The organism is Cellulosimicrobium cellulans (assembly GCF_007679345.1).
Classification (GTDB): domain Bacteria; phylum Actinomycetota; class Actinomycetes; order Actinomycetales; family Cellulomonadaceae; genus Cellulomonas; species Cellulomonas cellulans_A.
In genome coordinates this window covers 64,979-89,884 of record NZ_VEGH01000005.1, presented here as the reverse complement: position 1 = coordinate 89,884, position 24,906 = coordinate 64,979, and the positions used below count along the sequence as shown (strand labels likewise).

Here is a 24,906-nt window from a genome sequence, read left to right as displayed (position 1 = left end):
GGAGTGCCGGACCCGGCCGCGTCCGTGACCCTCGTCGCCGACGGCGTGGTGCGCGGCGCGGCCGTGTCCGGCCCCGGCTGGGTGCGTGTCGCCGACGGCCGGATCGCCGCGACCGGCGACGGTCCGCCTCCGCCCCCGGCCCCGGTCGGCGCGCCCGACGAGGTCCTGCGGGTCGCCGGGGTGCTCGCACCCGGGTTCGTCGACATCCACCACCACGGCGCGCTCGGGCACGACTACGGCTCGGCGTCGCCCGAGGACGCCGAGACGGCGGCGGCGCACCACCGCGGCCGCGGCTCGACGACGCTCTGCGCCTCGGTCGCCACCGCGCCGCTCGACGTCCTGGTCGAGCGGGTCGCGCTGCTGAGCGACCTGGTCGCCGAGGGGCGGTTCGCGGGGATCCACCTGGAGGGGCCGTACCTCGACGCGGGCCACCGGGGGTGCCACGCGCCCGACCTGCTCCGGCCGCCGTCCGTCGCCGAGCTGCGGCGGCTCGTCCGAGCCTCCCGGAGCGCGCTGCGGATGGTGACCCTCGCCCCGGAGCTCCCGGGCGCCGCCGAGGCGATCCGCTTCCTGGTGGCCGAGGGCGTCACGGTGGCCGTCGGCCACACGTCCTGCACCGCGGCGCAGGCCCGGGCGGCGTTCGACGCCGGGGCGACGGTGCTCACCCACGCCTTCAACGGCATGCCCGGCCTGCACCACCGCGAGCCGGGCCCGCTCGGCGCGGCGCTGTTCGACGACCGGGTGACGATCGAGCTCATCCTCGACGGGCACCACGTCGCCCCGGAGCCCGCGCGGATGCTCGCGACCGTGGCCCCGGAGCGGCTCGCGCTGGTCTCGGACGCGATGGCGGCCACGGGCCTGGGCGACGGCGCGTACGAGATCGGCGGCAGCGCCGTCGTGGTGACGGACTCCGTGGCCCGGGCGACCTCGAACGGGTCGCTCGCCGGGAGCACGATCACGGTCGCCGACGCGGTCGCCCGGGCCGTGGCGGTGCTCGGCCTCGACGTGGCCGCCGCCGTGGCGTCCGCGTCCTCGATCCCCGCCCGCGCGCTCGGCCTGCCGGCGCCCGGGATCGTCGCCGGGGCGCCGGCCGACCTCGTCGTGCTCGCCGGCGCGCGGGTCACGCGCGTCCTGCGCGCCGGCCGGTTCCTGCCGTGACCGGGCCCGGCCAGGACGCGCGGGTCCCCGGGGCCGGCGACGCCGTCACGCTCGCCGTCGTGGCGACGCCCGAGCTGCCGACCCGGGGGCTCCTCGCGGTCGCGCAGGCCGCCGAGGCGTCCGGGCTCGCCGAGCTGTGGCTGTGGGAGGACGTCTACCGGCAGTCGGCGGTCGCGCAGGCGGGGGCCGTGCTGAGCGCGACGGAGCGGCTGCGCGTCGGCCTCGGCGTGCTGCCCGTCCCGCTGCGGCACGCGGTGCTCGCGGCGATGGACGTGGCCACCCTGGCGGAGATGTTCCCCGGGCGCCTGGTCCCCGGGATCGGCCACGGCGTGCAGTCCTGGATGGCCGAGATCGGCGCCCGGGTCGCCTCGCCGCTCACCCTGCTGCGCGAGCACGCGTCGGTGCTGCGCCCGCTGCTGCGCGGGGAGCCGGTGACGGTCGCGGGCCGCTACGTCGCGCTCGACGGCGCCCGGCTGGTCTGGCCGCCCGCGGTGCCGCCGCCGCTGTACGTCGGCGCGCACGGGCCCCGGACGCTCCGCCTCGCCGGCGAGGTCGGCGACGGTGTGATCCTCCAGCTCGGGGTCTCGCCCGACGACACGCGCGCCCAGCTGCACACCGTCGCCGAGGGCCGCGCCGCCCGGGACCACGGCGGGTGGTCCGGCGCCTGCGTGTACGTGGGCGTGGACGCCGCCCTGCGCGCCGCGGGCCCGGGGCGCACCGCCGCGCACCTCCGGCGGTTCGTCGACGCCGGCGCGACCACGGTCGCGGTGGTGCCCGTCGAACCCGACGGCACCACCCCGGACATGTCCGACGCCGCCGGGACGGCCGCCTGGCTCGGCACCGAGGTCCGGCCGCTCCTGGCCGGTGCGCCGGGCGAGCCGACGGCGCCCTCCCGGGAGGATCAGCCGTGAGGGTCGCCCAGGACCTGGACTACACCGAGGACCCGGTCGACGTCCCCAACCCCGACCGCGGCGCGTACCGCGGCCGCTGGCAGTGGGTGGACACCCGGTTCGGCCCGACGCCCGAGGTGGACCGCCGGGTGCCGCGCGCGCCGCGCACCGGGGGCTACCAGGGCGCGACGCTCGTGGCGCCCGGCGTCGTGGGGGTCGTCGACGGCGACGACCTCGAGCCCACCGAGTTCTTCGACGGCACCGACCGCAGCCCGCACTACGTCGGGGGCACGGGCGTCGTCGCCGAGCCGTCGGTCGCCTTCCTGGGCTTCGACCTGTGCGAGTTCTCCTCGAACGCCTTCCTCACCCGCGCGGCCGGGCGCGCGTTCGACGCCGAGCTGGCCGCCGCCGGCGGCGTGGCCACGCCGGAGATGTTCCGCGGCCGCACCGGGCGGACCGGCGCGCTGACGTCCTACGCCCTCGACGTCGTCCGGGGCGCCCTGCAGCGGGTGCGCGACGGCGAGGGCACGGCGCTGGTCAAGTTCTCCTACGACGGCAACGGCTTCACCTTCCTGGAGGGCGGCTCGGACGAGCACCTGATCTGGGGTCCCGAGCCGACCCACGTCACGCCGAACAACCCGTCGGCCGCCTGCGACGTCCCCGGCCACACGGAGAAGTCCTGGATCGAGTACCACCTGTGGCAGCTGGCGCCCGTGCTGCACGAGTACGAGGACGTGATCACCTGCGTCAAGACGGGGATGCTCGGCCCGTGGGGCGAGCAGCACTCCTCGCCCCAGGCGCAGGACCCCGCCGCGTACCGGGCGCTCCTCGACGCGTACCTCGCCGCGGTCCCGGCGAGCCGCCCGCTGCTCACCCACGTCGGCGGCTACCTCGCCTGGCACAACGCCACCCACGGCACGCGGCTCACGTTCGCCGACCTGGACGCCCTCCCGGCGCCCCGGCCCGGCACCCCGGAGGCGCGGTTCGGCTTCTTCCACGACAGCTACGCCGCCGGCTGGTCCGAGGACGGCTGGTCCGACCACGGCTCCCTGTCCGAGGGGAGCGAGATGCTGGTCCCGCCCGGCGCGCCGACCGGCTTCGACCGCGACGCCGTCGTCGCCTGGGTGGGGCGGCAGGGGAGCATCGTGCAGGGGGAGGGCGGGCTCGCCCCGCACGTGCTCTCGCGGCTGCCCGGCGCGATCGTCGAGGCCCAGCGCCTCGGGACGACCCTGCTCAACCTGCGGCACGGGGACTACAGCACCTGGGACGTCCCGTACACCGAGGACCTGGTGACGGCGCCGGTCACGCTCCCCGGCCCGGGCGACGGCGCCGAGCCGCCGTACACCGGGCGCACGGTCCGGGCGGTCTTCGACCCGGTCTACGCGGGGCGGACCGGGCTGGAGCTCATGCGCGACCGGCTCGGCTACCGTCTCGTGCTGCGCTCGTCCGAGGTGTCCGACGTCGTCGACGCCGGGACCGGCACCCTGGAGTGCGCCGGCCACGTGCAGAACGTGGGCTTCGCGGGCGTCGTCAACGCCAAGCGGGTGCGGGTGCTGCTCCGCGCGGTCGACGGTCCGGGCCGCTTCGCGGCGCCGACGGCCGTGGACGTACGGGCCTGGCGGCCTGCCCCGGACGGTGACGGGCGGGCCGCCAACACCGGCGCCTGGCACGCGTTCGCGTGCGCGATCCCGATGACCGCGTTCGGCGCGGTCCCGGCGGGGGAGTACGACGTCCTGCTGCGGATCGCGGACCCGAAGGAGACCAGCGAGAACCGGCGCGGCGTCCGGTTCGCGAACCGCGGCACCTGGGTCCCCGAGCTCGGCGCCAACCGCGTCGGGCGGGTCGTGGTCCGGTGACGGCGCAGGAGACGGTCGACCGCGACTTCGGCGGCCCGGGCGCGGTGCGGCGGAACTCGCTGCTGTTCTTCCTGGACGGCGTGACCTTCCAGCCCTCGGTCCCGCTGCTGTCGATGACCGCCGTCATCCCCCTGCTCCTGGAGCACCTGGGCGCCTCCACGGCGCAGTTCGCGATCGCCACGAGCGTGGTGTCCCTGGGCACGTTCGTCTCGCAGCCGTACTTCGTGTCGCTGTGCTCGCGGACGCGGCGGATGGCGCGGACCTTCGCGGTCGTCCTGCTGGTCCAGCGGGGGCTGTTCCTGGCCTTCGTGCTGGCGATGCCGCTGCTCGCCGACCACGCCGGCGCGATGACGTGGCTGTTCCTCGCGTCCTGGACCGCGTTCAACGTGCTCGCCGGGTCCGGCACGCTCTTCAACGTCCCGCTGGTGCTCAAGCTCCTGCCGCCGTCACGGCGGGCGGGACTGCGCGGCGTCGGGATGGCGATCGGGAGCGTCATCGCGCTCGGGGCGACCGCGCTGATCCCCGTCGTGATCGACCGCGTCGCGTATCCGTGGAGCTACATGGTGCTGTTCGGCGCAGGGCTGGCCTTCCTGTTCGCCAACGCGGCCGGGTTCTGGTTCATGCGCGAGCACGACGACGCGGAGCCGCGGGTGCCGATGCGGGTCACCGAGTACCTCCGGGACGTGCCGCGCACGCTCGGCCGGGACGCGACGTTCCGCGCGATGGTGATCTCGTGCGTGTTCCTGGTGCTCGCGAACTCGCTGCTGCCGTTCTACACGCTGCACGCCATCCGGACGTTCTCGGCGAGCGAGCAGCACGTCGCGCTGATGGCGTCGCTCGCCATCGTCACGGGCGTCGCCGTGAACCTGGGCTTCGGGTTCGTCATCGACCGCCGGGGGCCGGTCGCGCTGTCCCCGGTGGCCGCCGCCGCGGCGGCCGCGGCCGGGGTGGTGGGGCTGGTCAGCGGCTCGCTCGGCGGCCTCACCGTCGCCTGGGTGCTCGCGAACGTCGGTGCCACCTGCTACATGAAGACCACGATGCTGATGCTCGGCGACGTGAGCCCGAGCGGCCGGGCGCCGTCCTACGTCGGCACCCTGTTCGCGATCTCGATGCTGGTCTCGTCGGTGGCGGTCCTCGCGCTGGCCCCGCTGCTCGACGCCCTCGGGTTCGCGGCGCTGTTCGTCCTGGTGGCCGGGTGCGGTGCCGCCGCCTGGTCCGTGAACGTGCGGGTGTTCCAGCCGCGGCTGGCCCGGTCCCGGGCGGAGCGGCTGCGGCCCTGAGCCGGGCGCGGGGGCGCGGCGGCGGCCGGGCCGGCGCCGGGGGGTCAGCGCGCCGCCGACCCCAGCGCCGGGATCAGCCGGCGGGCGTTGTCCCCGACGACGGCCGCCACGTGCTCGGGCGCCAGGTCGAGGGCGGAGATGCGCCACCGCCCGGTCCCCGGCGGGTCCTCCGGCCCGTAGGGGAAGTGCTCGTCGGCGGTGGCGAGGAACCGGTAGGACGTGGCGTAGGCCTCGGCGCTCGGCGGCGCGACGTCGGTGCCCAGCACGAACCGGTCGGGGTGGTCCGCGATCAGCCGCCGCGCCCGGCGCGGCTGGCGGCCCAGCTCGGCGATCCGCGCGGCGATGTCGCAGGCGAAGTTCGGGTACGTGCGGAGCATCCGGTCGACGTGGTCGAGGTCCTCCGCGCAGCACCCGACGTGCGCGCCGATGACGGTGACGTCCGGGTGTGCCGCGACGGCGGACTCGAGCGCGTCGAGCAGGCGCCCGAAGGTCGGGGACCCCGGCCCCCCGACATGCCACTCGGGATGCTCCAGCAGCTCCTCGACGCGCTCGTTGTGCCGGTCGAGGGGCTCGAAGAACGCCGCCGGGTCCGCCGTGTGCACGGTGACCGGGAGCCCGGACTCCGCCGCGGCCCGCCACATCCCGTCCAGGCGCGGGTCGTCGAGGAAGATCCGCCGGCCGTGCTCGTCCTCGAGGCCGAGGCCGATGTCCTTCCACAGCTTGAGCCCGGCGGCGCCCCTGGCCGCGGAGTCGGCGACGGACGCGGCGATCCGGTCCGGCCACCCGGGGGTGGCCGTCTCGCCCCAGTCGACGCGGCAGAACGTGGCGAACCGGCCGGGGTGCGCCCGGCCGTACCGGTCGAGGTTGCGCTCGAGCTCGTCCGCCCAGCAGCCGTCCAGGTTGACGATCGTGCCGACGTTCCGCTCGTCCATCAGGTCGACGAGCGCGGCCACGTCGTCGACCCGCCACTCGCCCGTGTGCCACCGGCCCAGGTGGTTGTGGGCGTCCACGGCCGGGGTGGGCAGGCGCAGCACCTCGGTCTCGGCGGTCCGGAGCATCGGCCGCGGCGCGAAGTCCCGCAGCCGGAGGTCGGCGAGGTCGGGGGTGGTCATCGCGTTCCCCTCCGTCGGGGCCGTGGGATCAGACGAGGATGACGGGGCAGCCCGCCGCCCGGAGAGCGGCCACCGCCTCCGGGTCGGCGTCGCCGTCGGTGATGACGCCGGTGACGTCCGTGGGCTCGCAGATGAGCGCGAACGCGGTGTTGGCGAACTTGGTGTGGTCCGCCACGACGTAGGACTGCACCGCCTTCTCGAGGATCGCGGCGCTGATCTCCGCCTCGGACTCGAACTCCGTGAAGAACCCGCGCGCCGGGTTGACGGCGTTGACCCCGAGGAAGAACACGTCGACGTTGATGAGGGGGAGGGCCGCCTTCGCCAGCGGGCCGACGAGCTCGTAGGACCGCGCGATGGCGGCGCCGCCGGTGAGGACGACGCGCAGCTCGGGCCGCACGATGAGGTCGTTCGCGATGTTGATCGCGTTGGTGACGACCGTGGTCAGCTTCTCGCCGAACTCGGGGTCCGCGGACGCGCGGACGCCCAGCTCCTGGGCGATCTGCGTGGTGGTGGTGCCCCCGCTGAACGCGACCGTCTGCCCGGGCTGCACCATGGCGGCCGCGGCGCGGGCGATCTGGAGCTTCTCGCTGCCCATCAGGGCCGCGCGGTACCGCAGCGGGAGGTCGCCGGAGATCGCCGCGGCGCGGGCGCCGCCGCGGGTGCGGATGACGATCATCTGCTGGCCGAGCGCGTCCAGGTCGCGGCGGGCCGTCGCCGGGGACACGCCGAACTGCTCGATGACCTCCTCGACGCTGATGGTCCCGTGCTGGGCCACCCACGAGGCGATGGCCAGGTGTCGGTCCTCGATCTTCATCGCCCTCGTACCCGCTCGCTCACTGTCGTCGCCGATGGATGCACGATCGTGCGCCACCCGCCCGGCTCGCCGTCGACGACGGCGATGGCGGCGTTGGGCAGGCTACCGGGATCCTCGCCGGTCAGGCGCTCGATGAGCAGGCGGAGCGTGGTCCCGTGCGTGACGAGGACGCCGTCGAGACCGGCGTGCGCCCGCCCGACCGCGTCCAGCCCGCGCAGCGCCCGGTCGAGCACCGCCTCGGCGGTCTCCCCGCCCGGGTAGTCCCGCGCCGGCCACCGCGTCCGGGCCTCCTCGATGAGCATCCCCTCGGCGACGCCGAAGCCGCGCTCGCGCAGGTCCTCGAACTGCAGGTCGCCGGGCACCAGCGGGAGGTGCTCGCCGATGATCCGCGCGGTCTGCATCGCGCGCGGCGAGGTCGACGAGGACAGCCACCGCCACTGCGCGCCCAGCTCCGCGCCGATGCCGAGCAGGCGCCCGGCGGCGTCGACGGCCTGGGCGCGGCCGACCTCGTTGAGGTCCAGCCCCTCCCAGCCCTGGTAGCGCCGCTGGATGTTCCAGTCGGTCTGGCCGTGCCGGACCAGCGCGATCCTCATCGGTGCCGCTCTCCTCGGTCGTCGGTGCTGTCGTCGGTGCCGCGGTCGGCCGCCCGGCGTGCGAGCAGGGCCGACCCCAGCAGACCCGCATTCTCCCCGGCGCGGGCCTTCACCAGGGGCGGGACGGGGACGTAGGTGAGCAGCGACGCGAGGCGGGCGCGCAGCGGGACGAACAGGTGGTCGCCGGCCTCCGCGAGCCCGCCCCCGAGCACGATCACCTCGGGCTGGATCAGGCTCGTCACGTGCGAGAGCCCGAGGGCCAGCCCTTCGACCGCCGTGTCCCAGACCGCCGCGGCGATCGTGTCGCCCGCAGCCACGGCCTCGACCACCTCGCGCGCGCCGGCGACCTCCCGGCCGGACATCCGGGAGTAGCGCCGGGCGATCGCGGCCGCGGAGGAGACCGCCTCGAGGCAGCCCTGGTTGCCGCACACGCAGGCCTCGCCGCGCGGGATCACGACGGCGTGCCCGATCTCGCCCGCGTAGCCGCGCGCGACCACGGGGCGACCGTCGACGAACACCGCGGCGGAGACGCCGGTGCCGAGCACGACCACGACGGCCGTCCGGTGCCCGCGGCCCGCGCCGAGCTCCATCTCGGCCGTGCCCCCGGAGCGGACGTCGTGCCCGATGGCGACCGGGAGCGGGATCCTCGCGCGGCACAGCGCGGCGAAGTCCACGTCCCGCCAGCCGAGGTTCTCCGAGTAGGTGGCGAACCCGGTCTCGTCGTCGACGATGCCCGGCAGGGTGAGCCCGACGGCCCGCGGCTCCGCGCCGGGCGGCGTGAGGCGGCCGGCGAGCTCCGCGACCGCGTCGACGACCGCCTCCGCGCTGGCCGGGCCGAAGGCCGGCGACGGCGTGCGGAGGACGGCGCCGGGCGTCCCGTCGGCGTCCACGTACGCGGCCTTGATCGTGGTGCCGCCGACGTCGAACGCGAGCACCGGCGCGCCGGGGCCGATCGTGGTGGCGGCCCGGTCGCCGGGCGCGGCGGCCGGCGCGTCGGCCGGGCGGACGGTCGTGTCAGTCATCTGCGCGTTCTCTCGGTCGGTGACGGTCGGCCCGGCGCGGTGGCGGCGTGCCGGCGGGCAGCGGCGGGACGTCCAGCGGGACGGACCCGCGGCGCAGCGACTCGGCACCGAGCGAGCCTACGGCGACGGCCTGCCGCGCATCGGCAGGCGAGCCGGTGGTCGGGGCACCGTCCACGACGTGCGCGAAGAACTCGGCGAGCACGGCGGCGTCCGCGGCACGGTGGCCGCCCGCGGGGTCGTGGACCGGGTGCTCGACGTGCCCGGTCGGCGACCACGCCAGGCGACGGTTCCAGACCCGGACGACCGCGCCGCCCGTGTCGCCGGCGTTCTCCAGCCGCCCCTCGGTGCCGATGACGGTGTAGCTGCGCCAGTAGTCGGGGGTGAAGTGGCACTGCTGGTAGCTGGCCAGCACCCCGTTCTCCAGCGTCATCATCAGCATGGACAGGTCCTCGACGTCGACCACCGGGTTCAGCCCGGTCAGCGCGTGCGGCGGCCAGTTCGCGTGGCTGGTCCAGTCCGGCGCGATCTGCCCCGGGCGCTCGCGGCGGTCGGTGATGTCGCCGTAGACCATGAGCGCGCCCATGCCCACGACCCGCGTCGTGTACGCGCCGGCGAGGTGGTGCACGACGTCGATGTCGTGGCTCGCCTTCTGGGTGAGCAGCGAGCCGCTGCGCCGGCGGTCGGCGTGCCAGTCCTTGAAGAAGTAGTCGCCGCCGTTGCCGACGAAGTGCCGGACCCAGATGGCCTTGACCTCGCCGATCTCGCCGCGCGCGATGGCGTCGTGCATCACGCGGACGACCTCCCAGTGCCGCAGGTTGTGGCCCACGTGCAGCGGGGTGCCGGTCTGCTGCGCGGCGACGAGGACCGCGTCGGCGTCCGCCGTGGTGGTGGCGAGCGGCTTGTCGACGAACACCGCGACGCCGGCGCGCAGCAGCCGGATCGCGAGCGGGGCGTGCGTGTCGTCCGGCGTCGTCACGATCGCGGCGTCGACGCCCCCGGCGGCGAGGAGGGCGTCGACGTCCGCGTGCACCGCGACGTCGGCGCCGAACAGCGCGCGGGCCCGGTCGCGGCCGGCGGGGTCGGGGTCGACCGCGGCCACGACGACCGCCCCCGGCCAGGCCTCGGAAACCAGGCGGCCGAGGGCGGCGCGGTTGCCGGCCCCGACCACCGCGACGCGGAGACCCTGGCTCATCGTGGTGCGGTGCCCGGGGTCGCGCGCGTGAGGCGCGGCAGGGTCGTGAGCCCGACGGGCACGTCGATGGTGGCGGGGCCCTCCACCGTCGTCCCGTCCGGCGCGCGCCACGCGCCCGGCGGCACCTGCACCGCCCGGCTGGTGGCACTGCGCTCCAGCACCGGGGCGACGAGCAGGTCGGGGCCGAGGAAGAACTGGTCCGTCACCGTCTCGTACCCGGCCTCGTGGTAGCTCATCGGCCGGACCACGGGCTCGCCCGTCGCCGCGGCGTCGTCCACGAGGGCGAGGATGAGCGGCAGGTGCTCGGCCCGGACCGCGAGGGCCTCCTTCACCGCGGCGAGGTGCTCGGCGTCGAGGGCGCGGGCGGGGTTCACCGAGAACTGGATCATCGGGGACAGCGCGGCGATCTGCGCGTACCGCACGAAGAACTCCTGGTCGGCGGCCTGGCGGTCGCCCATCGCGCCCATCGCCCCCACCTCGCCGCCGCCCACCATGTCCGGGCAGACGTACGGGTGCCCCAGCAGGCCCTGCGCGAGCATCTCGGGGACGAGCGAGCCCAGGCCCGTCCCGTCCCAGGCGGGGGGCTTGTCGCGGAGCCGCTGGCCGAGCGGCTGCCCGCCCATCCGCCAGCACGCGCGGTACTCGTTGTGCGCGTAGCGCAGGCCCAGCCGCGCCCACGCCTCGGACATGTCGACCGGCTCGCACGGCTGGGCGACGACGTCGTCCGCCCGGTAGTCGCGGACGTCGCCGGCATCGAACTTGAAGCCCGCGACGCCGAGGTCGACCAGCGCGTCGAGCTGTCGCGTGAACCAGGCCACGGCCTCGGGGGAGCTGAGGTCGAGGAGCGCGCTGTAGCCGTTCCACCACCGGCGGATCGCCGTGCGGCCGTCGGCGTCGCGGACGAGCAGGCCGTCCCGCTCGCAGTCGCGGAACGCCTTCGAGTCGGGGCTGATGAACGGGACGACCCACAGCATGACGTCGAAGCCCCAGTCGGCCAGCGTCCGGACCAGCCGCTCCGGGTCCGGGAACCGCCCGCGGTCGAAGTGCCAGGTGCCGAAGTCCGGCGCCCAGTTGTCGTCGATGAAGATCGTGCCGGGCTCCAGCCCCGCGTCCAGGATCCGGCGGGCGTAGGCCAGCACCGAGTCCTCGGAGGGGACGAGCGGCGTCTCGATCCAGGTGTTGTACTGCGGCGCGGCGAACAGCCGCCGCGCGGGGGTCCGCCCGGCGGGCGGGAAGAGCTGGGCCGAGGCGGCGCGGAAGCCCTCGCGCAGCGAGGTCCCGCCGCGCAGCACGGTCACGTCGGTGCCGTCGACCTCGAGCCGCCCGCCGGCGAACCGGAACGCGAACGGACGCGGCGACGCGACCACCCGCCCGTGGGTGGACACGAGCAGCGGGGCCGCCTGGCTGGAGTCCTCCGCGCTGTCCCACGCGGGGTCGTGCCGCGGGACGGCGAGGTCGACGCCGTAGGTGCTCCCCGCGCCGAACGGCATCTGCACGGCGTCCTTGACCGTGCCACCCCACCAGTGCTCGCCCGGCTCCAGCTCGATCGTGAGCGCGGGGCGGTCGGCGGCGTCGGCCACCGGGGGTGCGGCGGCGGGGGCGTGGTTCACGTCGAGCTCGATTCCGTTCGGAGGTGCGGGGTGGTGCGCGTCGGGCGGGGGCGGTGGCCGCCCCCGCCCGACGTGAGCGGCGTCGTCAGTCGACGAGGGCCTGCGCGGCGTCGTTGGCGGTGGCGAGGGTCGACTCGACGTCCGCACCCGCGGCGATCGCCCAGATCGCGTCCTGGATCACCGTGCGGACCTCCGCGTTGCGGGTGAAGGACGGCAGCTGGAAGGTCTCGCCGGCCGCCGCCATCTCCGCGAACTCGGGCACGCCCGCGCCGTTCGCCTCGTTCGCCTCGACGGCGATGTCCGTGCCGGTCTGGACGGCGGGGAAGACGATGCCGAACTCACCGGTGGCCTCCTGGCACTCCGGGGAGCCGAGGAAGTTGACCCACTTCGCGGCGGCGTCCTTGTTCGGCGAGCCGTTCCAGACGACGCCGGCCAGCGAGTTCGTCGCGGCGAACCGGCCCGCGGGGCCCTCCGGGACCTTGGCCCAGGCGAAGTCGATCTCCTGGGTGTCGGCGAGGTAGTTCGACGCGTTCCACGACCCGGCCAGGGTCGTGGCGGCGAGGCCCGCCTCCATGGTCGGGTGCTGGCCCAGGGTGGAGGTCTCGTCGAACGTCTGCATCACGCCGAGGTCGATCATGTCCTGGTACCACTCGAGCGTCGTGACGAGCTCGGGGGCGTCGAAGTTCAGGCTGCCGTCCTCGGCGAAGAACTCCCAGCCGGTCGCGTGCGCGAGGTTGCCCCAGCCGTTCTGGCCGGTGAAGCCGTCGGCCCACTCCGGGAGCATCCCGAACCGGACCACGTTGCCGGCGTCGAAAGCCGGGCTGAGCGCGTTGTTGCCGTTCGCGTCGAGCGCCATGGCCTTGATGAACTCGGTGAACGAGTCCTGGCCGGTGCCGTCGAACTCGAGCGCGTTGATGGCGTCCTTGGTGTAACCGGCCTCGGTGGCGGCCGTCTCGTCGTAGACCATCCCGACGATGTCCCAGTCGAGGGGGAGGCCCACGCGGGTGTCGTCGACGAGGTAGTTCTCCGCGGTGCCGGCGACGTAGGAGTCGAAGTCGATCCCGTCGGTCGCGCCGATCTCGTCGAGGTCGGCGAGCTGGCCGAGGCTGCTGTACTCGCGGACGTACTGGACGGTCATGGTGAACGTGTCCGGGCCGGTGCCCGAGGCGAAGTTCGTCGTGAGGTTCGACCAGTACTGCGCCCAGGCGGTCTGGGTGATGTTGACCGTGATGTCGGGGTTGGCCTCGGTGAAGGCCGTGGCGCACGCCTCGTACATCGGCCGCTGGACGTCGTCCCAGAGCCAGTGCTCGATCGTGGTCGCGCCGCCGGCGCTGCCGCCGTCGCCGTCCCCGCCGCCCGACCCGCAGGCGGTGAGCGCGAGGACGGAGGCGGCCGAGAACGCCGCCACCTTCAGTCCGGTCTTCGGTGCGAAACGCAGCATGGCAGTTCCTTCCAGTGGGTTCCGGGACAGGCTCTGGCCTGACCGGACGGGGGAGGGGGTGGAACGGGCGGGTGCGGCGCCGGCGGCTACTTGCCGCCGGAGAAGTTGAGCGACTGGACCAGCTGCCGCCCGAGCAGGACGAGCAGGATGAAGACGGGGATGACCGTCACGGTCGAGGCGGCCATCAGGCCGGTCCAGTCCGGCGAGGTGTTCGGTGACTGGGCCTGGAACCGCTGCAGGGCGACGGTCAGGACCCGCGTCCCGTCGGAGTTCGCGGCCACCAGCGGCCACATGAACTCCTTCCACACCCCGACGACGGTGATGAGCATCATCGTGGCGACGGGGCCGCGGCTCATCGGCAGCGTCATCCGGAAGAACCTGCCGAAGACGCCGACGCCGTCGATCGCCGCCGCCTCCTCGACCTCGCGCGGGAGGGAGAGGAAGAACTGGCGGAGGAAGAAGATCGCGAACGGGCTCACCAGGATCGCGGGGGCGATGAGCCCCTGGAACGTGTTGAGCCAGCCCAGCGACCGGATCAGCGCGAAGTTCGGCAGCAGGGTGAAGATGCCGGGGATGAGCAGGCCCGACAGGAACAGCCCGAACAGGGCGCTGTTCCCCCGGAACCGCAGCCGGGCGAACGAGTACGCGGCCATGGCGCAGGCGAGCGTCTGCACGATCGCGATCGAGCCCGCGTAGAACAGCGTGTTCGCCGTGTAGCGCACGAAGTCGAGCGTCGCGCCGGTGCCGCCGGCGGCGACCGACTCCTCCATCGAGGTGAGCCCGAGCACGCGGGCGAAGTTGATCCAGGTCGGGTTCGACGGGACCAGCCGGCTGGAGTCGCCGATGAGCTCGGCCGCGGGCGTGAAGGCCGTGCGGACCATCCAGTAGAACGGGAAGACCGAGACGAGCACCAGCAGGCCGACGACGGTCCAGGCGACCGCCTTGCCGGGGGTCACCCGGCGGGCGCCGCGGGCGATCGAGCGGCGCGGGCCGGTGGGGGAGCCCGTCGGCGCGCTCTTCTTCGACGGGGCGAGGTCGGGGACGGGGGTGCTGATCACGAGAGGTCCGATCGGTTGGCGCGCATCGCTCGCATCTGGATGGCCGTCAGGGCGCCGAGGATGACGGCGAGGACCAGCGCGATCGCGCTGCCGTAGCCCATCCGGAAGAACGCGAACGACTGCTGGTAGATGTAGAAGAAGATCGTCCGGACGGCCGGGATCGGGTTGCCGCCGTACCCGATCAGCACCAGGTCGAACACCTGGAACGAGCCGATCGCCGACATCACCACGACGAGCGCGATCACCGGCCGGATCAGCGGCAGCGTGATCTGGAAGAACATCCGCTTCTCGGTGGCCCCGTCGATCGCGCCGGCCTCGTACATCTCGTTCGGCACCTGGGTCATCCCGGCGTAGAGCAGCAGCGCGGTGTACCCGAGGCCCGACCAGATCCCGATGGCGATGATGATCGGCATGGCCTGGCTCGCGTTGTAGAACGAGACGCCCGGCAGGCCGACGTTGTGCAGCAGGTGGTTCAGGTAGCCGAGCTGACCGTCGAGCAGCCACGCCCAGATCAGCGCGATGGCGACGTTCGGGACGAGCCAGGGGAGCAGCAGGATGGACCGCACCCAGGTCTTCAGCCGCAGCCGCTGCATGAGGGCCGCGGTCAGCAGGGCGAGCACCGTGCCGAGGACGACGCTGGCGACGACGAACTGGATGGTGACGACCAGCGAGTTGCGGGCGACCTCGTCGGTCAGCAGCTCGCGGTAGTTGTCCAGGCCGACGAACTGCGGCTCGTTGAGCAGGTCGAAGTCCGTGAGCGAGTACCAGACGCTCCGGCCGCTCGGCAGGATCCAGAACACGAGGAACCCGACCATCGCCGGCACGAGGAGGACGAGCGCCGCCCACTTCTCGCGGTGGTGGATCGGGCGACGGGCTCGGGGCTCGCCCTCCGCTTCGGCCGGGGAGGACTCGCCTCGTTCCCGGGTGGCTGAGCTGGACATCACACACCTCTCGTCCTGGCGTTCGGGTGCGACTGTGCACTCGGCGCTGCGTGAAGACGAGCGTAAGGGCTCCTAGTGATCAGAATCAAGCATGTAACGCATCGTTTACGAGCGCGGGCAGGCGTCGACTTCGACGCCGACACCGTGCTGCACGGCGTCGACGCCAGGCGGCGTCGGCGGACGCGCCCCCGCCGGGTCGCCGTCCAGGGCGGACTCGCCGTCTCCGTCACCCGCGCGTGGTCGCCGGAGATCGGCACCGGTCGGCGCATCCGCCCGCACGGGGTCGGGTCCATCCCCTACCCTCGACAGCGCAGCAGGTCAGCGACGCGTCCGCGTCGAAACCAGGGGGTAGCAGTGGGAGAGGTCGGTCCTGCCGAGGTGCGTCGCGCCGCCGGCACCATCGAGTCGGTCGCACGCACGGTGCGCGCCCAGATCCCGGACGAGGTCGGCCAGGTCGCCGGCGCGCTCGCGGGCAGCGCCAGCGCGGCGGCGGGCAGCAGCCTCGCCACCGCCTGGACCGACGCGTACACGCGCTGGGCCGACGCGGCCGACACGCACGCCCGGTCCATGCGCGCCTCCGCCGATTCCTGGGCGGGCACCGACCAGGCCGTCGTCGACCGGTTCGCCCAGCGACTCGGCGGCGGGATGCGGGCCGTCTGATGGTCTCCCCGTCGCAGCTCGCGTCCTGGCAGCCCGCCAGGCTCTCCGAGATCGCCGAGCAGGTGCTGGCGCACCGGCGCTCGCTCACCGGCCTGCACGACGACCTCGACTCCGGCGCCCCGCCCGCGTCGTGGACCTTCACCGACGCCACCCGGGCGCGCGCCGAGCACCACCGGCTGTCCGGCCTGCTCGCCACCCAGGTGTCCGAGACGGTCGGCGTCGTCGACGCGCTCGACACGGCGGTCTCCGCGATCACCGCGGCGAAGCTCCTGCTCGAGGGCGCCATGCGCCGCGCCGGCACCCAGGGCCTGAACGTCGACCACGGGACCGGCCGCGTCACCGTGGTGCGGACCTTCGACGACGAGGACGACCTCGCGCACGCCCGCTCCGTCATGCACGAGGTCGCGGAGCAGATCGAGACCGCCCTGCGCGACGCCGACGCCGCCGACCAGGCGCTCGCCGCCGCGCTCACCCGGGCCGCGACGACGGACGTCAACGACGTGGGCACCCTCGCCCAGCAGCAGGCCCTGCTCGACTTCCAGCAGCTCAGCCCCGCCGACCAGGTCCGCTACCTGCTCGACCACCCCGAGGAGTACCTGCTGCTCGGGGACCACGTCCCGGACGCGGTCAAGGCGCAGGTGGGGGAGCAGATCGCCGACGACCTCGACCGGCTGGCCCGCCACCCCGAGGACTTCGCCGACGCCGAGGCCGTCGCGCGCTACGGCCGGCTCCTCGACGCGTTCGGCGACGACCCCGGCGTCATGGCGCCCCTGTACGAGCGGATCGGGCCGGACGGGCTGCTCGGGACGCTCAACGGCATCGGCTCCATGCTCTACGTGTCCTCCGGCGACCAGGGGCTCGCGCACCTCGCCGAGAGCCTCCGGGACGGCCTGAGCACCGCCAGCACCGCCGAGGAGGGGTTCGACGCGAAGGGCTACGGCGAGGAGCTGGTCCGCTACGCGACGGTGACCGCCGGGGGCGACCGGCAGGACGCCTACTTCCGCGACTACCCCAGCAGCGCGATGGGCGCCTCCGTCCTCGACTTCCTGCTGCGCGACGTCGACTACGGCGAGGACTTCGTCCGCGGCGTCACCTGGCAGCTCGACGAGTTCGAGCGCACGGCCGGGACGCTCGGCGTCGAGACCTGGATGCACCACACCGGCGACGGCTGGCCGCTCAACGGCATCGGCGTCGACCCGGACGCGGCGACGGGCCGGTGGACCGATCCCATGGCGGCCGCGATGGGCCAGCTCGGTCGGCACCCCGGGCTCGGGCTGGAGTTCTTCACCGAGGACGAGGGCCGGTACGAGCAGTACTTCTCCGAGCGCGACTGGAGCCGCGACGGCTTCGAGGGGATCTCCCGCGCGGCGCTCGGCATCGGGACGGACGCGGAGAACCTCGCGCAGTCCGGCCGCGACACCGGGATGTTCGTCTCGGAGTTCTTCGACCGGATCTCCAAGAACCCGGAGTTCACCCCGGAGCACGGCGCGGCGGCGTCCGAGCCGATCGGGGACTTGCTGAAGCACTACATGCCGGCGGTGCAGTCGGCGGTCGGTCACGGGTCGAGCGAGGACATCCTCCCGGCGCAGCTGAAACCGCTGGACGACCAGCCGTACCTGCCGTTCGTCGAGTTCTACCCCGAGCTCGACCAGGGCGACCTGCTCAAGCTGATGAATGTCGCGCTCAGCAGCGAGGAGGGGGTCGCGCGGGTCGCGGAGGGAGTCGCCGGGTACCGCCAGACGGTGCTCGAGGGGTTCACGCAGGCGTACGGCTCGGTGGACGCCCCAGGTGCGCGAGACGAGCTGACCCGGGTACTCAGCGACTCGGCCTCGCTCGAGGGCTACACGCAGCGGCGAGTGGGCGAAGCCGCCATCGCCGGCGCGGTGTCGAAGGACCAGCAGGTGGCCGCGTTCACCAAGCTGGTCTCGGAGGCCGCCGGGTTGGTGCCGGTGCCGTTCTCGTCCGAGGTCGGCGAGATCGCGGGGCAGGCCGGCACCAAGCTGTGGAACACGGCCTGGGGTCACGTCCAGAAGCTGCCCACCGACCACATCACCGAGACCTTCGCGTCGAACGCGGCCGCCGAGGTCCAGACGCAGCGGGGTGCTGCCGAGTCCAGCGAGCGGAACATGGTCATCAACAGCTACCTCTCGATGGTGCAGGCAGGAGTGCTCGACGTGCCTGCCGAGCACCTGGACGTCTGGGCGCCGGGCGGTGAGCTCGTCTCGCTCGGGACGATCGCCCCCGAGGACCTGCAGTACTACCGGGGCCAGGTCGACCTGGCGATGAAGGGGTCCGTCGACCCGAAGTACCTCGAGCTCATCTACGAGTCCGAGTTCCAGCGATGGTTCGAGAAGTGATGAGGCGCAGGACGAGGGTCGTCGCCGGCATCGGAGCGGGCCTGGCAGTCGCGGGCGGCGCGCTCGCGTTCCTCCTCGTGCGCCCCGGCCCGGTGCTGCTCGACCCTGACGACTTCCCGGGTGTGGTCCGGGCGCAGCAGGGCGAACCGGCTGTGCCGCCGGGGTGGACGAACTGCGACCTCTCGGTCGGCGCGTGGCTGCGCGAGGGGGCCCCGGACACACTGCTGGACTTCGGCGACGGGAGCTGGGCGGCCGCAGCGATCGCCGAACGGCCGGAGGGCCGGAACCTCTACGACGACGCCGACGCCTTCATCGCGCACCTGGAGTCCACTGCGGAGACCTGCGCGCAGTCCCCGAAGGTCGACAACGGCTTCTCGATCGAACCTCTGCCGGACCTCGACCCGGGCGCGGTCGGTTGGAGGACGGGGTACCCGGACATCCCCCGCTGGGGCGAGTACGTCGTGATCCCTCTCGACGAGCACCGCCTGCTCGCGGTCGGCTTCGAGACGAACGAGGCGGAGCCCCCCGTGGACATGGACCGCCTGGTCGAGCTCGCGAAGCTGGGCGCCGAGCAGTTCCCGGCGACCGGATGAGGCGCGGCGCGAAGACGATCGCCGGTATCGGCGCCGGCTCGGCGGTCCCGGGCGGCACGTTCGCACGCAGTGCGACGGGTCGGCGCCTCGCGCATCGGGGCGCGGACCACCTCGTCCACACCGCGCCGACCGATCTCGAGGGACCGACATGACCACGTACCTGCTCGTCGCTGCCTGCATCGTGCTGGGGGCTGCGGTCGGGATCGTCGCCTTCGCACCCGTCGCGCGCCTGGTGCCTGCGGTGCGCTGGAGCCTCCGTGCGGGAGCGGCGCTCGGCGTTGTGGCGATCGCCCTGTCGAGCCGGCCGTGGCTCTTGGTGGCGTACGTCGGAGGTATGGCGGCGGGCGTCGCGCTGTTCGCCGCGCGCCGCGGCGCGATTCCCGGTGACCGGGAGACGACTCCCGCGCCCCCGCGCCCGAGTCCCCCTAGAGTGACGCCGTGACCGACCCGCAGGACCCCCTCGCGCAGGCCCCGCTGCTGCGCGTCGTCCACGAGCGCCACCCCGACGTCGACGTCGTCGTCCTCCCTCCGGAGGCGCCGGCCCCCGAGCCCGCCGACGCGCCGGTCCCCGTCACCGACGCCGCGCTGGACGCCGAGCGGTCCCGGGTGGAGGGCGCCCTCGCCGGGCTGCTCGCGGCGGCAGGCGCCGAGCCCGCCCCGGCCCCGCGCGCCACCTGGCGCAGCGCCCCCGCGGCGCACGTCGTGCCGGTCGCCGAGGCCCGGCTGTCGATCGACGGCCCCGAGGCCGGCGTCGCAGTCGGCCGCGCCCTGTCCGCGAGGCTGCGCGCCGACGGCTGGGACGGCCACCTCGACCGAGCCGGCGTGACGCCCCTGCTGCTCGCCGCGCTCGACGACCGCTCCGTGCGGGTCGCGTGGCTGGACGATGCCGTCCTGGTGACGGTCCGCGGCCGGGACCTGCCCGTCGCGACCGCCACCGCCCGCGCGCTGGTCTCCGGGACGGAGGACGAGCGGTGAGCGGCGAGATCCAGGTCGACCCGTACACGCTCAGCCTGTCCGCCGACGACTGGACCGATCAGGGCTCGCGGGTGCGCACCGCCAGGGACCGGGTCGCCGACGCCACCACCTCCGGCTTCACCCCCGCGGTCGCCGGCGCCGCCGCGTCGTGGACGTCCGCGTGGGGCACGGTCCTCGGCGACGTCGCCGACCGCGCCGAGGAGATCGGCACCCGGCTCCGCGACGCCCAGCACGCGTACGCCGTCACGGACGTCGAGGCGCAGGAGACCTTCGAGAGCTGGCTGGGGGGCACTCCGTGACCACGGTGACCATCGACATCCCGCCCGCGATCGACACGATCCCCGCCGTGCAGGGCGACCCCGCCGTCGTGGCGGCGTTCGCCCAGGACCTGCTGGCGAGCGCGGTCAACCTGGACGACCTCGACACGTTCGCGCTCGACTCCTCGACCCTCGACGGCTGGACCGGCGAGGCCGCCACCGCGTACGCCCGGCACGTCCGGTCCGCCGGCGCGGACGCCCAGGCGATGGGCGTCGCGCTGCGCCAGGTCGCCCGCGCGGCCGACGACCACGCCGACGCGCTGACCGACCTGCTCCGGCGCCGCACCGACCTCGTCGAGGCCCGGTCGTCGTACCACGAGGCCCGCGAGGACCTCGACGCCGACATCCGGTCCGCCGGGGAGGTCGACGACGCCGCGGTGGCCGAGCTGCAGGCCCGGGCGGCGTCGCTGGCCACCCGCCGCGACGGCGTGGTCGCCGACGTCGACGCCCTGGTGCGCGACCTGGCGACCGCCGAGCAGGCGATGCTCGACGCGTTCTCGTCCTACTCGACGCTCGCGCAGGCGCGCGCCGCCGTCTCCGGGCAGATCGACCTCGCCGACGACGCCCTCGGCCGGCCCGGCTCCCCGTCGCAGGGCGGCACCCCGGAGCAGGTCGCGGCGTGGTGGGCGTCGCTGACCGAGGAGGAGCAGTACGCCGTGCTCGCGGCCCGGCCCGAGCTCGTCGGCAACACCGACGGCATCCCGGCGCTCGCCCGCGACCAGGCGAACCGGCTGCTGCTCGAGACCGACCTCGAGGCGATGGAGCTGCGCGAGCAGCGCGGCGAGCGGCTGTTCGAGGACTACCAGGCGCTCGACAACGCCCGCGCCGCGCAGGCCGCGCTGGAGGAGGGCGCGCAGCGCGTCGACCCCGTCACCGGCGAGCCGCTCGTCCCGCTGCTGCACCTGTACGACGCGACCGCGTTCGGTGGCGACGGGAAGGTCGCCATCGCGTTCGGGAACCCGGACACCGCGGACCACGTGTCGGTGATGGTCCCCGGCCTGACCAGCCGGGGCACCGAGGCCGGCGGCAACGCCGACGCGGCCTACAACATCTACGAGTCCGCGCGGCTCTCGGACCCGTACTCGACCGCCTCCTCGATCATGTGGATCGGCTACGACGCCCCCAGCGACTGGGACTCGGCCACCGTGGCGACCGAGGGCCGCGCCGAGGAGGGCGGCGAGCTGCTGTCACGGTACATCGACGGCCTGCGGGCGTCCCGCGAGGGCGAGCCCGCGCACCTCACGGTCATCGGGCACAGCTACGGCTCGACCACCACCGCGCACGGCGCGACCGACCACGGCCTCGCCGCCGACGACATCGTGCTCGTCGGCAGCCCGGGCGCGGGCGGCGGCGTCGAGCACGCCTCCGAGCTCGGCGTCGGCGCCGACCACGTCTGGGCGGGCAACAACAGCCGCGACCTGGTCGCCGCGCTCGCGGACGACGGCTGGGTCGGCGGCTGGATGCTGGGCGGCGCGGGCCTCGGCAACGACATCGTCGAGGACGACTTCGGCGCCAACCGGTTCCAGGCCGAGTCCACGACCCGCGCCGACGTGATGCGCAACTTCGGCGACCACACCAAGTACTTCGACCCGGGCACCGAGTCGCTGTACAACATCGGGCAGATCCTCGTCGGCGACTACGACGAGGTCATCGCCGCGGAGCACTCGTACGACCCCTGGTACGACGGGCCGGTGGACCCGGAGGCGACCCGCGACCCGCAGTCGTTCGAGGGCAGGAGGCCCGAGTGGTGAACCGTCACGTGCGCGCGGCCGCGGTGCTCGTCGCGCTGTCCGCCCTCGCCCTGTCGGGGTGCGGGAGCGGCGGCGGGGCGACCGCCGACGACCTGGACGCCAGCCGCGAGGAGGTGCTCGACGCCGCGCGCCAGGTGCTCCCCGGCGTCGTCGACGCCCTCGGCGCGCAGGTCCAGGACGCCTACGGCGAGTTCGACATGGGCGGGGACGGCATCGTCGACCGCAGGCGGTACACCGTCACCGTGATCGCCACCGGCGCGCAGGCGGACACTGACGACCTGGTCGCCGCGTTGGAGGACGCCGGCGTCACCGACGTCCAGGTGAACCCGATCGGCGGGGCCGCCGGGCAGCGCGACGGGCTCGACGTCTCCGGGTCCGACCCCGGGGGCCGCGACATGAGCGTGAGCGTCAGCGGGCCGTACCTCGAGGTCGCCGACGGGGTGGCGCGGGAGGCTGCGCGCGAGGACGTCGACCTGGGCTGAGCCGGGTGGCGACAGACCGGGGTCTCCTCCCTGACCTTCTCGGGCCCCCGCCAAGGCAGGAACCCGACCCGTGTCTGGCCTTACCGTCAGGTCGGCCACCCGCGGTCCACGGTAGACCGGTTCAGCACTGATGAGCAGGGCCCGGAACGTGTAGGCCGAGCCCAGAAGCTGGGCATCTTCGGCCCGGAGTGGATGTGAGTGACGTGATGGACGCAGGCGCGGCCGAGCTCCCGGACGAGTTCATGGCAGAGCTGTACGAGGAGGCCGTCTCCCTGGGGTACCGCAACGGCGAGGACTTCGCGGTGTGGGGCATCGCCGCGGATCTCAGCAGCGAGGTCGTCGAACTCGGCAAGGCAGAAGGCGTTTACCACGTCTGGCACCGCGACATGGGACGGCGGTACGACGTCACGGTCTCCTCCTCGCGGGACGAGGTGCGGCGTCAGTTCCTCCTCGAGCTCGGCCGGCTCGCTGGCCCCCGCGGTCGCGGACCGTACGCCGACGAGCCCGCACCGCGACGCGGCGAGGGGCTGACGCAGGAGCAGCTGCTCGAGCAGATCTTGCGCCGTCCCAGGGACGTGTAGGGCTGACGTCCTGCTGCACCCCCGACCGGTGACCCACGAGATCGAGATGTTCAGCGACGAGTGGTGGGCGTCGTCGCCGGAGGAGCGGCTGGGCCGGCAGCTCGGCTGGCCGCCGAGCTGAGACCGCCCGCGGACGGCACCGCGACCAGCGCCACGACCACCGAGACCGACCGGAGAACCCCTGACGATGTCCGACGCCGCCCACGCCTTCCTCAGCGCGATGGACAAGCTGCCCCGGTTCGACGGCTTCACCTTCCGGGGGCTGCCGGAGGGGGCGGAGCCGCCGCGGACCGTCGTCGCGGCGACAGGCGTCCTCGCGTCGTCGCGCAGCCCGCGGGTCGCCACCGAGGACTTCACCAGCGCGGCTCTGCTGGTCCTGCTCAACCGCACGGCACGAAGCATCAGCGAGTTCTCCGCCCATCCCGAGGAGCGCGAGGTCGTCGTCCTGCCGGGCACGGTCTGGCGCCCGCTCGTCGAGCTGACCGTGCCGGGCTACGCCGGTGCGGTGTACGTGATCGAGGAGCTGGACCTGACGCAGAGCCTGCCGCAGCCGACCGAGTGGGGTGCGACGTTGGCCGAGCTCGCGGGCCGGGTGCAGCGGGTCGTCCAGCAGGACCTGCACGGCGAGCGGTTCGCCGTGAACGTGCCGGGCAAGTTCGCGGGCACGTGGTCGAATCAGGAGATCCAGCCCTCTTGACCGGGCGGACCATCATGATGAGCAGCACTGGAGGCTCGGCCGACGTCATCGAGCTGCGCGAGCTCGGCCCGGGTGGATCCGTCGTCGCACGGGTGGACCGGCCCTCCGGCGTCATCGACCCCGTCCACAGGTCGACACGCGTCGGCCCGGTCCGGCTCGACCGGCGGACCGACGTCGCCCTGATGTCCGGGAAGCACCGCACCGAGATCATCGTCTCGCGAGGGCTGATCGGCTGGAAGCGGGTGATCGCGCCGCTGCTCGAGATCCGCGGTGAGGTCGCGATCGCCGTGCCAGCGTCAGTGGCGCGGGCGCTCGCGGACGAGCTCCGCGCCCGAGGTGTCCGTGAGGCGAGCGCGGTGATCGACCCGCTCCGCGCGCACGCCGACATCATCGACGCAGGCAACCCGGTGGTGACGTCGCCGCTGGCGCGGTACATCGGGGTGAGCGGGGGACACGGGGGCAGCATCTTCAGCGCCCTCGCTGACCTCTAGGACGCGTTCGATCTCGTGCGCGATGTCCGCCCGAGCGCGTCCGCCGTAGTCGATATCGTCGGCCTCGCGGTGCGTGCCCGCTGTTTACAGGAACGGAGTGCGGTGAAGTCGCTGGTGCGGAAGAGGTGGTTCTGGCCGGTCGTGACGCTGCCATCGGCCGTGTTCGGCATCGCGGCCCTGTCGGGCGGGCGTGCGGCAGGTGTGGTGTCGGGCCTCGGACTGCTGGGGTGCTGGGCGCTCTCGTTCATGTTGAGCCGCGCAGACGCCCGCGCAGCCGCCGACCCCAGCCCGAGGCGTCAGCTGGCGGTCGCCGGGTGGGCCGCCCTCGCCGTGGCGGTCGCGTTGGGAGGGTTGTACTGGGGCATGTCGCTCGACCCGGCGCGCTGAGTCCGTCGGCGAGCTGCTCACGTGACCACCGCCGGCCGGGTCGTCCGCAGCCGGGTCTCCGGCCGACCGTGCTGAGTCCCCTTGATACCGTGACGTCGCAGCCCAACCGCGCCGTACCCGGGGGAGTCCGCACGTGAGCACCACCGCACCGCAGGGCGTCGTCGCCGTCCGCGCGCTCGACCCGGCCGCCAGCGGCGCCGTCGTCGCCCGCCTCGACCGCGACACGGGCATCCTCGACCCGGCGCGGCACTCGCTCCGCAACGGTCCCGTCCGGCTCGACCGGAAGACGGTGGCCGTGCTGACGTCCGACAAGCGGCGGACCGAGCTGATGGTCTCGCGCGGGATCGGCTGGAAGTACGCCGTCGTGCCGCTGATCGAGGTGCACGGCGGTCAGGCCGTCGGCGTCCCGGCGGACGTGGCGCGGGCGCTCGCGGACGAGCTGGCCTCGCGCGGGGTGAAGGAGACCACGGCGGTCCTCGCACCGCTGCGGGCGCACGCCGACCACCTCGACGCGGGCGGTCCGGTGGCGTCGTCGCCGCTGGGGCGGTACATGGGACTGGGTGGTGGGGGACCCCTCACCGCGCTCGGCGACTTCTGAGTCGGCCGACGACCTTCTGACACGCGCACGACCGCAAGACCCGGGGGTAC

Annotated in this window: 26 protein-coding genes; 17 read left to right on the top strand and 9 right to left on the bottom strand. The window is 74.1% G+C overall.

Annotation, left to right across the window (positions count from 1 at the left end; genetic code table 11):
• The first annotated feature begins 3 nt into the window (after window positions 1–3).
• The 4 genes from FS882_RS08345 to FS882_RS08330 are packed head-to-tail and all read left to right on the top strand — an operon-like array spanning window position 4 to window position 5,184.
• The gene (locus tag FS882_RS08345; protein WP_158372614.1) at window positions 4–1,158 is read left to right on the top strand and encodes an N-acetylglucosamine-6-phosphate deacetylase; all 1,155 of its coding nucleotides are present in this window, start codon (window positions 4–6) and stop codon (window positions 1,156–1,158) included.
• Complete coding sequence (locus FS882_RS08340; RefSeq protein WP_262348153.1) at window positions 1,155–2,069, top strand: LLM class flavin-dependent oxidoreductase; 915 nt, start codon at window positions 1,155–1,157, stop codon at window positions 2,067–2,069. The genes FS882_RS08345 and FS882_RS08340 overlap by 4 nt, the downstream gene beginning before the upstream one ends.
• Complete coding sequence (locus FS882_RS08335) at window positions 2,066–3,904, top strand: DUF4832 domain-containing protein (protein WP_158372613.1); 1,839 nt, start codon at window positions 2,066–2,068, stop codon at window positions 3,902–3,904. The genes FS882_RS08340 and FS882_RS08335 overlap by 4 nt, the downstream gene beginning before the upstream one ends.
• Window positions 3,901–5,184, top strand: a complete 1,284-nt coding sequence (locus tag FS882_RS08330; protein WP_158372612.1) for an MFS transporter — start codon at window positions 3,901–3,903, stop codon at window positions 5,182–5,184. Before FS882_RS08335 ends, FS882_RS08330 begins: the two co-directional genes overlap by 4 nt.
• Before the next feature lie 44 nt (window positions 5,185–5,228).
• On the opposite strand, the gene FS882_RS08325 is transcribed toward FS882_RS08330, so the two are convergent.
• The 9 genes from FS882_RS08325 to FS882_RS08285 form a co-directional block, all read right to left on the bottom strand.
• Window positions 5,229–6,296, bottom strand: a complete 1,068-nt coding sequence (locus tag FS882_RS08325; RefSeq protein WP_158372611.1) for an amidohydrolase family protein — start codon at window positions 6,294–6,296, stop codon at window positions 5,229–5,231.
• A 28-nt stretch (window positions 6,297–6,324) separates the two neighbouring features.
• On the bottom strand, window positions 6,325–7,110 hold the full coding sequence (locus tag FS882_RS08320; RefSeq protein ID WP_158372610.1) for a DeoR/GlpR family DNA-binding transcription regulator: 786 nt from the start codon (window positions 7,108–7,110) through the stop codon (window positions 6,325–6,327).
• Window positions 7,107–7,703 (bottom strand): histidine phosphatase family protein, encoded by a 597-nt coding sequence (locus FS882_RS08315; RefSeq protein ID WP_158372609.1) that lies wholly within the window; start codon window positions 7,701–7,703, stop codon window positions 7,107–7,109. The genes FS882_RS08320 and FS882_RS08315 overlap by 4 nt, the downstream gene beginning before the upstream one ends.
• Window positions 7,700–8,725 carry an ROK family protein gene (locus FS882_RS08310; RefSeq protein ID WP_158372608.1) on the bottom strand — a complete coding sequence of 342 codons (1,026 nt, stop codon included), beginning with the start codon at window positions 8,723–8,725 and terminating at the stop codon, window positions 7,700–7,702. Before FS882_RS08310 ends, FS882_RS08315 begins: the two co-directional genes overlap by 4 nt.
• Window positions 8,718–9,917 carry a Gfo/Idh/MocA family protein gene (locus FS882_RS08305; RefSeq protein WP_158372607.1) on the bottom strand — a complete coding sequence of 400 codons (1,200 nt, stop codon included), beginning with the start codon at window positions 9,915–9,917 and terminating at the stop codon, window positions 8,718–8,720. The genes FS882_RS08310 and FS882_RS08305 overlap by 8 nt, the downstream gene beginning before the upstream one ends.
• Window positions 9,914–11,527 carry a glycoside hydrolase family 31 protein gene (locus FS882_RS08300; protein ID WP_222848171.1) on the bottom strand — a complete coding sequence of 538 codons (1,614 nt, stop codon included), beginning with the start codon at window positions 11,525–11,527 and terminating at the stop codon, window positions 9,914–9,916. Before FS882_RS08300 ends, FS882_RS08305 begins: the two co-directional genes overlap by 4 nt.
• A gap of 85 nt (window positions 11,528–11,612) precedes the next feature.
• On the bottom strand, window positions 11,613–12,968 hold the full coding sequence (locus FS882_RS08295) for an ABC transporter substrate-binding protein (protein WP_158372606.1): 1,356 nt from the start codon (window positions 12,966–12,968) through the stop codon (window positions 11,613–11,615).
• 86 nt (window positions 12,969–13,054) lie between these two features.
• The gene (locus FS882_RS08290; protein WP_262348152.1) at window positions 13,055–14,026 is read right to left on the bottom strand and encodes a carbohydrate ABC transporter permease; all 972 of its coding nucleotides are present in this window, start codon (window positions 14,024–14,026) and stop codon (window positions 13,055–13,057) included.
• Window positions 14,023–14,967 carry a carbohydrate ABC transporter permease gene (locus FS882_RS08285; protein WP_158372605.1) on the bottom strand — a complete coding sequence of 315 codons (945 nt, stop codon included), beginning with the start codon at window positions 14,965–14,967 and terminating at the stop codon, window positions 14,023–14,025. The genes FS882_RS08290 and FS882_RS08285 overlap by 4 nt, the downstream gene beginning before the upstream one ends.
• A gap of 354 nt (window positions 14,968–15,321) precedes the next feature.
• Between FS882_RS08285 and FS882_RS08280 the strand changes: the two genes are divergently transcribed.
• From FS882_RS08280 to FS882_RS08220, 13 genes are all read left to right on the top strand, one after another.
• Window positions 15,322–15,627: a type VII secretion target gene (locus FS882_RS08280; protein ID WP_158372604.1), complete on the top strand. Its 306-nt coding sequence runs from the start codon at window positions 15,322–15,324 to the stop codon at window positions 15,625–15,627.
• Window positions 15,627–17,984 carry a hypothetical protein gene (locus FS882_RS08275; protein ID WP_158372603.1) on the top strand — a complete coding sequence of 786 codons (2,358 nt, stop codon included), beginning with the start codon at window positions 15,627–15,629 and terminating at the stop codon, window positions 17,982–17,984. Before FS882_RS08280 ends, FS882_RS08275 begins: the two co-directional genes overlap by 1 nt.
• The gene (locus FS882_RS08270; protein WP_158372602.1) at window positions 17,984–18,577 is read left to right on the top strand and encodes a hypothetical protein; all 594 of its coding nucleotides are present in this window, start codon (window positions 17,984–17,986) and stop codon (window positions 18,575–18,577) included. Before FS882_RS08275 ends, FS882_RS08270 begins: the two co-directional genes overlap by 1 nt.
• Window positions 18,578–18,725: 148 nt before the next feature.
• On the top strand, window positions 18,726–19,019 hold the full coding sequence (locus FS882_RS08265; protein WP_158372601.1) for a hypothetical protein: 294 nt from the start codon (window positions 18,726–18,728) through the stop codon (window positions 19,017–19,019).
• Window positions 19,016–19,552: a hypothetical protein gene (locus FS882_RS08260; RefSeq protein ID WP_158372600.1), complete on the top strand. Its 537-nt coding sequence runs from the start codon at window positions 19,016–19,018 to the stop codon at window positions 19,550–19,552. Before FS882_RS08265 ends, FS882_RS08260 begins: the two co-directional genes overlap by 4 nt.
• Window positions 19,549–19,851 carry a hypothetical protein gene (locus FS882_RS08255; RefSeq protein WP_158372599.1) on the top strand — a complete coding sequence of 101 codons (303 nt, stop codon included), beginning with the start codon at window positions 19,549–19,551 and terminating at the stop codon, window positions 19,849–19,851. Before FS882_RS08260 ends, FS882_RS08255 begins: the two co-directional genes overlap by 4 nt.
• On the top strand, window positions 19,848–21,620 hold the full coding sequence (locus tag FS882_RS08250; RefSeq protein WP_158372598.1) for an alpha/beta hydrolase: 1,773 nt from the start codon (window positions 19,848–19,850) through the stop codon (window positions 21,618–21,620). The genes FS882_RS08255 and FS882_RS08250 overlap by 4 nt, the downstream gene beginning before the upstream one ends.
• Window positions 21,614–22,102: a hypothetical protein gene (locus FS882_RS08245; RefSeq protein WP_158372597.1), complete on the top strand. Its 489-nt coding sequence runs from the start codon at window positions 21,614–21,616 to the stop codon at window positions 22,100–22,102. Before FS882_RS08250 ends, FS882_RS08245 begins: the two co-directional genes overlap by 7 nt.
• Before the next feature lie 194 nt (window positions 22,103–22,296).
• Complete coding sequence (locus tag FS882_RS08240) at window positions 22,297–22,683, top strand: hypothetical protein (RefSeq protein ID WP_187365214.1); 387 nt, start codon at window positions 22,297–22,299, stop codon at window positions 22,681–22,683.
• A 187-nt stretch (window positions 22,684–22,870) separates the two neighbouring features.
• Window positions 22,871–23,380 carry a hypothetical protein gene (locus FS882_RS08235; protein ID WP_158372595.1) on the top strand — a complete coding sequence of 170 codons (510 nt, stop codon included), beginning with the start codon at window positions 22,871–22,873 and terminating at the stop codon, window positions 23,378–23,380.
• A 17-nt stretch (window positions 23,381–23,397) separates the two neighbouring features.
• Window positions 23,398–23,871 (top strand): hypothetical protein, encoded by a 474-nt coding sequence (locus FS882_RS08230; RefSeq protein WP_158372594.1) that lies wholly within the window; start codon window positions 23,398–23,400, stop codon window positions 23,869–23,871.
• Between the two features lie 102 nt (window positions 23,872–23,973).
• Complete coding sequence (locus FS882_RS08225) at window positions 23,974–24,258, top strand: hypothetical protein (RefSeq protein ID WP_187365213.1); 285 nt, start codon at window positions 23,974–23,976, stop codon at window positions 24,256–24,258.
• Window positions 24,259–24,391: 133 nt separating this feature from the next.
• A complete protein-coding gene (locus FS882_RS08220; RefSeq protein WP_158372592.1) occupies window positions 24,392–24,856 on the top strand; it encodes a hypothetical protein in 465 nt (154 codons plus the stop codon).
• Window positions 24,857–24,906: the final 50 nt, after the last annotated feature.

Excerpts from the sequence above, each read along its gene's own strand:
- FS882_RS08230 (WP_158372594.1), top strand. The coding sequence starts at position 23,398 with ATGAGCAGCACTGGAGGCTCGGCCGACGTCATCGAGCTGCGCGAGCTC.
- FS882_RS08295 (WP_158372606.1), bottom strand. The coding sequence starts at position 12,968 with ATGCTGCGTTTCGCACCGAAGACCGGACTGAAGGTGGCGGCGTTCTCG.
- FS882_RS08265 (WP_158372601.1), top strand. The coding sequence starts at position 18,726 with ATGACCACGTACCTGCTCGTCGCTGCCTGCATCGTGCTGGGGGCTGCG.
- FS882_RS08275 (WP_158372603.1), top strand. The coding sequence starts at position 15,627 with ATGGTCTCCCCGTCGCAGCTCGCGTCCTGGCAGCCCGCCAGGCTCTCC.
- FS882_RS08325 (WP_158372611.1), bottom strand. The coding sequence starts at position 6,296 with ATGACCACCCCCGACCTCGCCGACCTCCGGCTGCGGGACTTCGCGCCG.
- FS882_RS08270 (WP_158372602.1), top strand. The coding sequence starts at position 17,984 with ATGAGGCGCAGGACGAGGGTCGTCGCCGGCATCGGAGCGGGCCTGGCA.
- FS882_RS08305 (WP_158372607.1), bottom strand. The coding sequence starts at position 9,917 with ATGAGCCAGGGTCTCCGCGTCGCGGTGGTCGGGGCCGGCAACCGCGCC.
- FS882_RS08235 (WP_158372595.1), top strand. The coding sequence starts at position 22,871 with ATGTCCGACGCCGCCCACGCCTTCCTCAGCGCGATGGACAAGCTGCCC.
- FS882_RS08315 (WP_158372609.1), bottom strand. The coding sequence starts at position 7,703 with ATGAGGATCGCGCTGGTCCGGCACGGCCAGACCGACTGGAACATCCAG.
- FS882_RS08285 (WP_158372605.1), bottom strand. The coding sequence starts at position 14,967 with ATGTCCAGCTCAGCCACCCGGGAACGAGGCGAGTCCTCCCCGGCCGAA.
- FS882_RS08320 (WP_158372610.1), bottom strand. The coding sequence starts at position 7,110 with ATGAAGATCGAGGACCGACACCTGGCCATCGCCTCGTGGGTGGCCCAG.
- FS882_RS08310 (WP_158372608.1), bottom strand. The coding sequence starts at position 8,725 with ATGACTGACACGACCGTCCGCCCGGCCGACGCGCCGGCCGCCGCGCCC.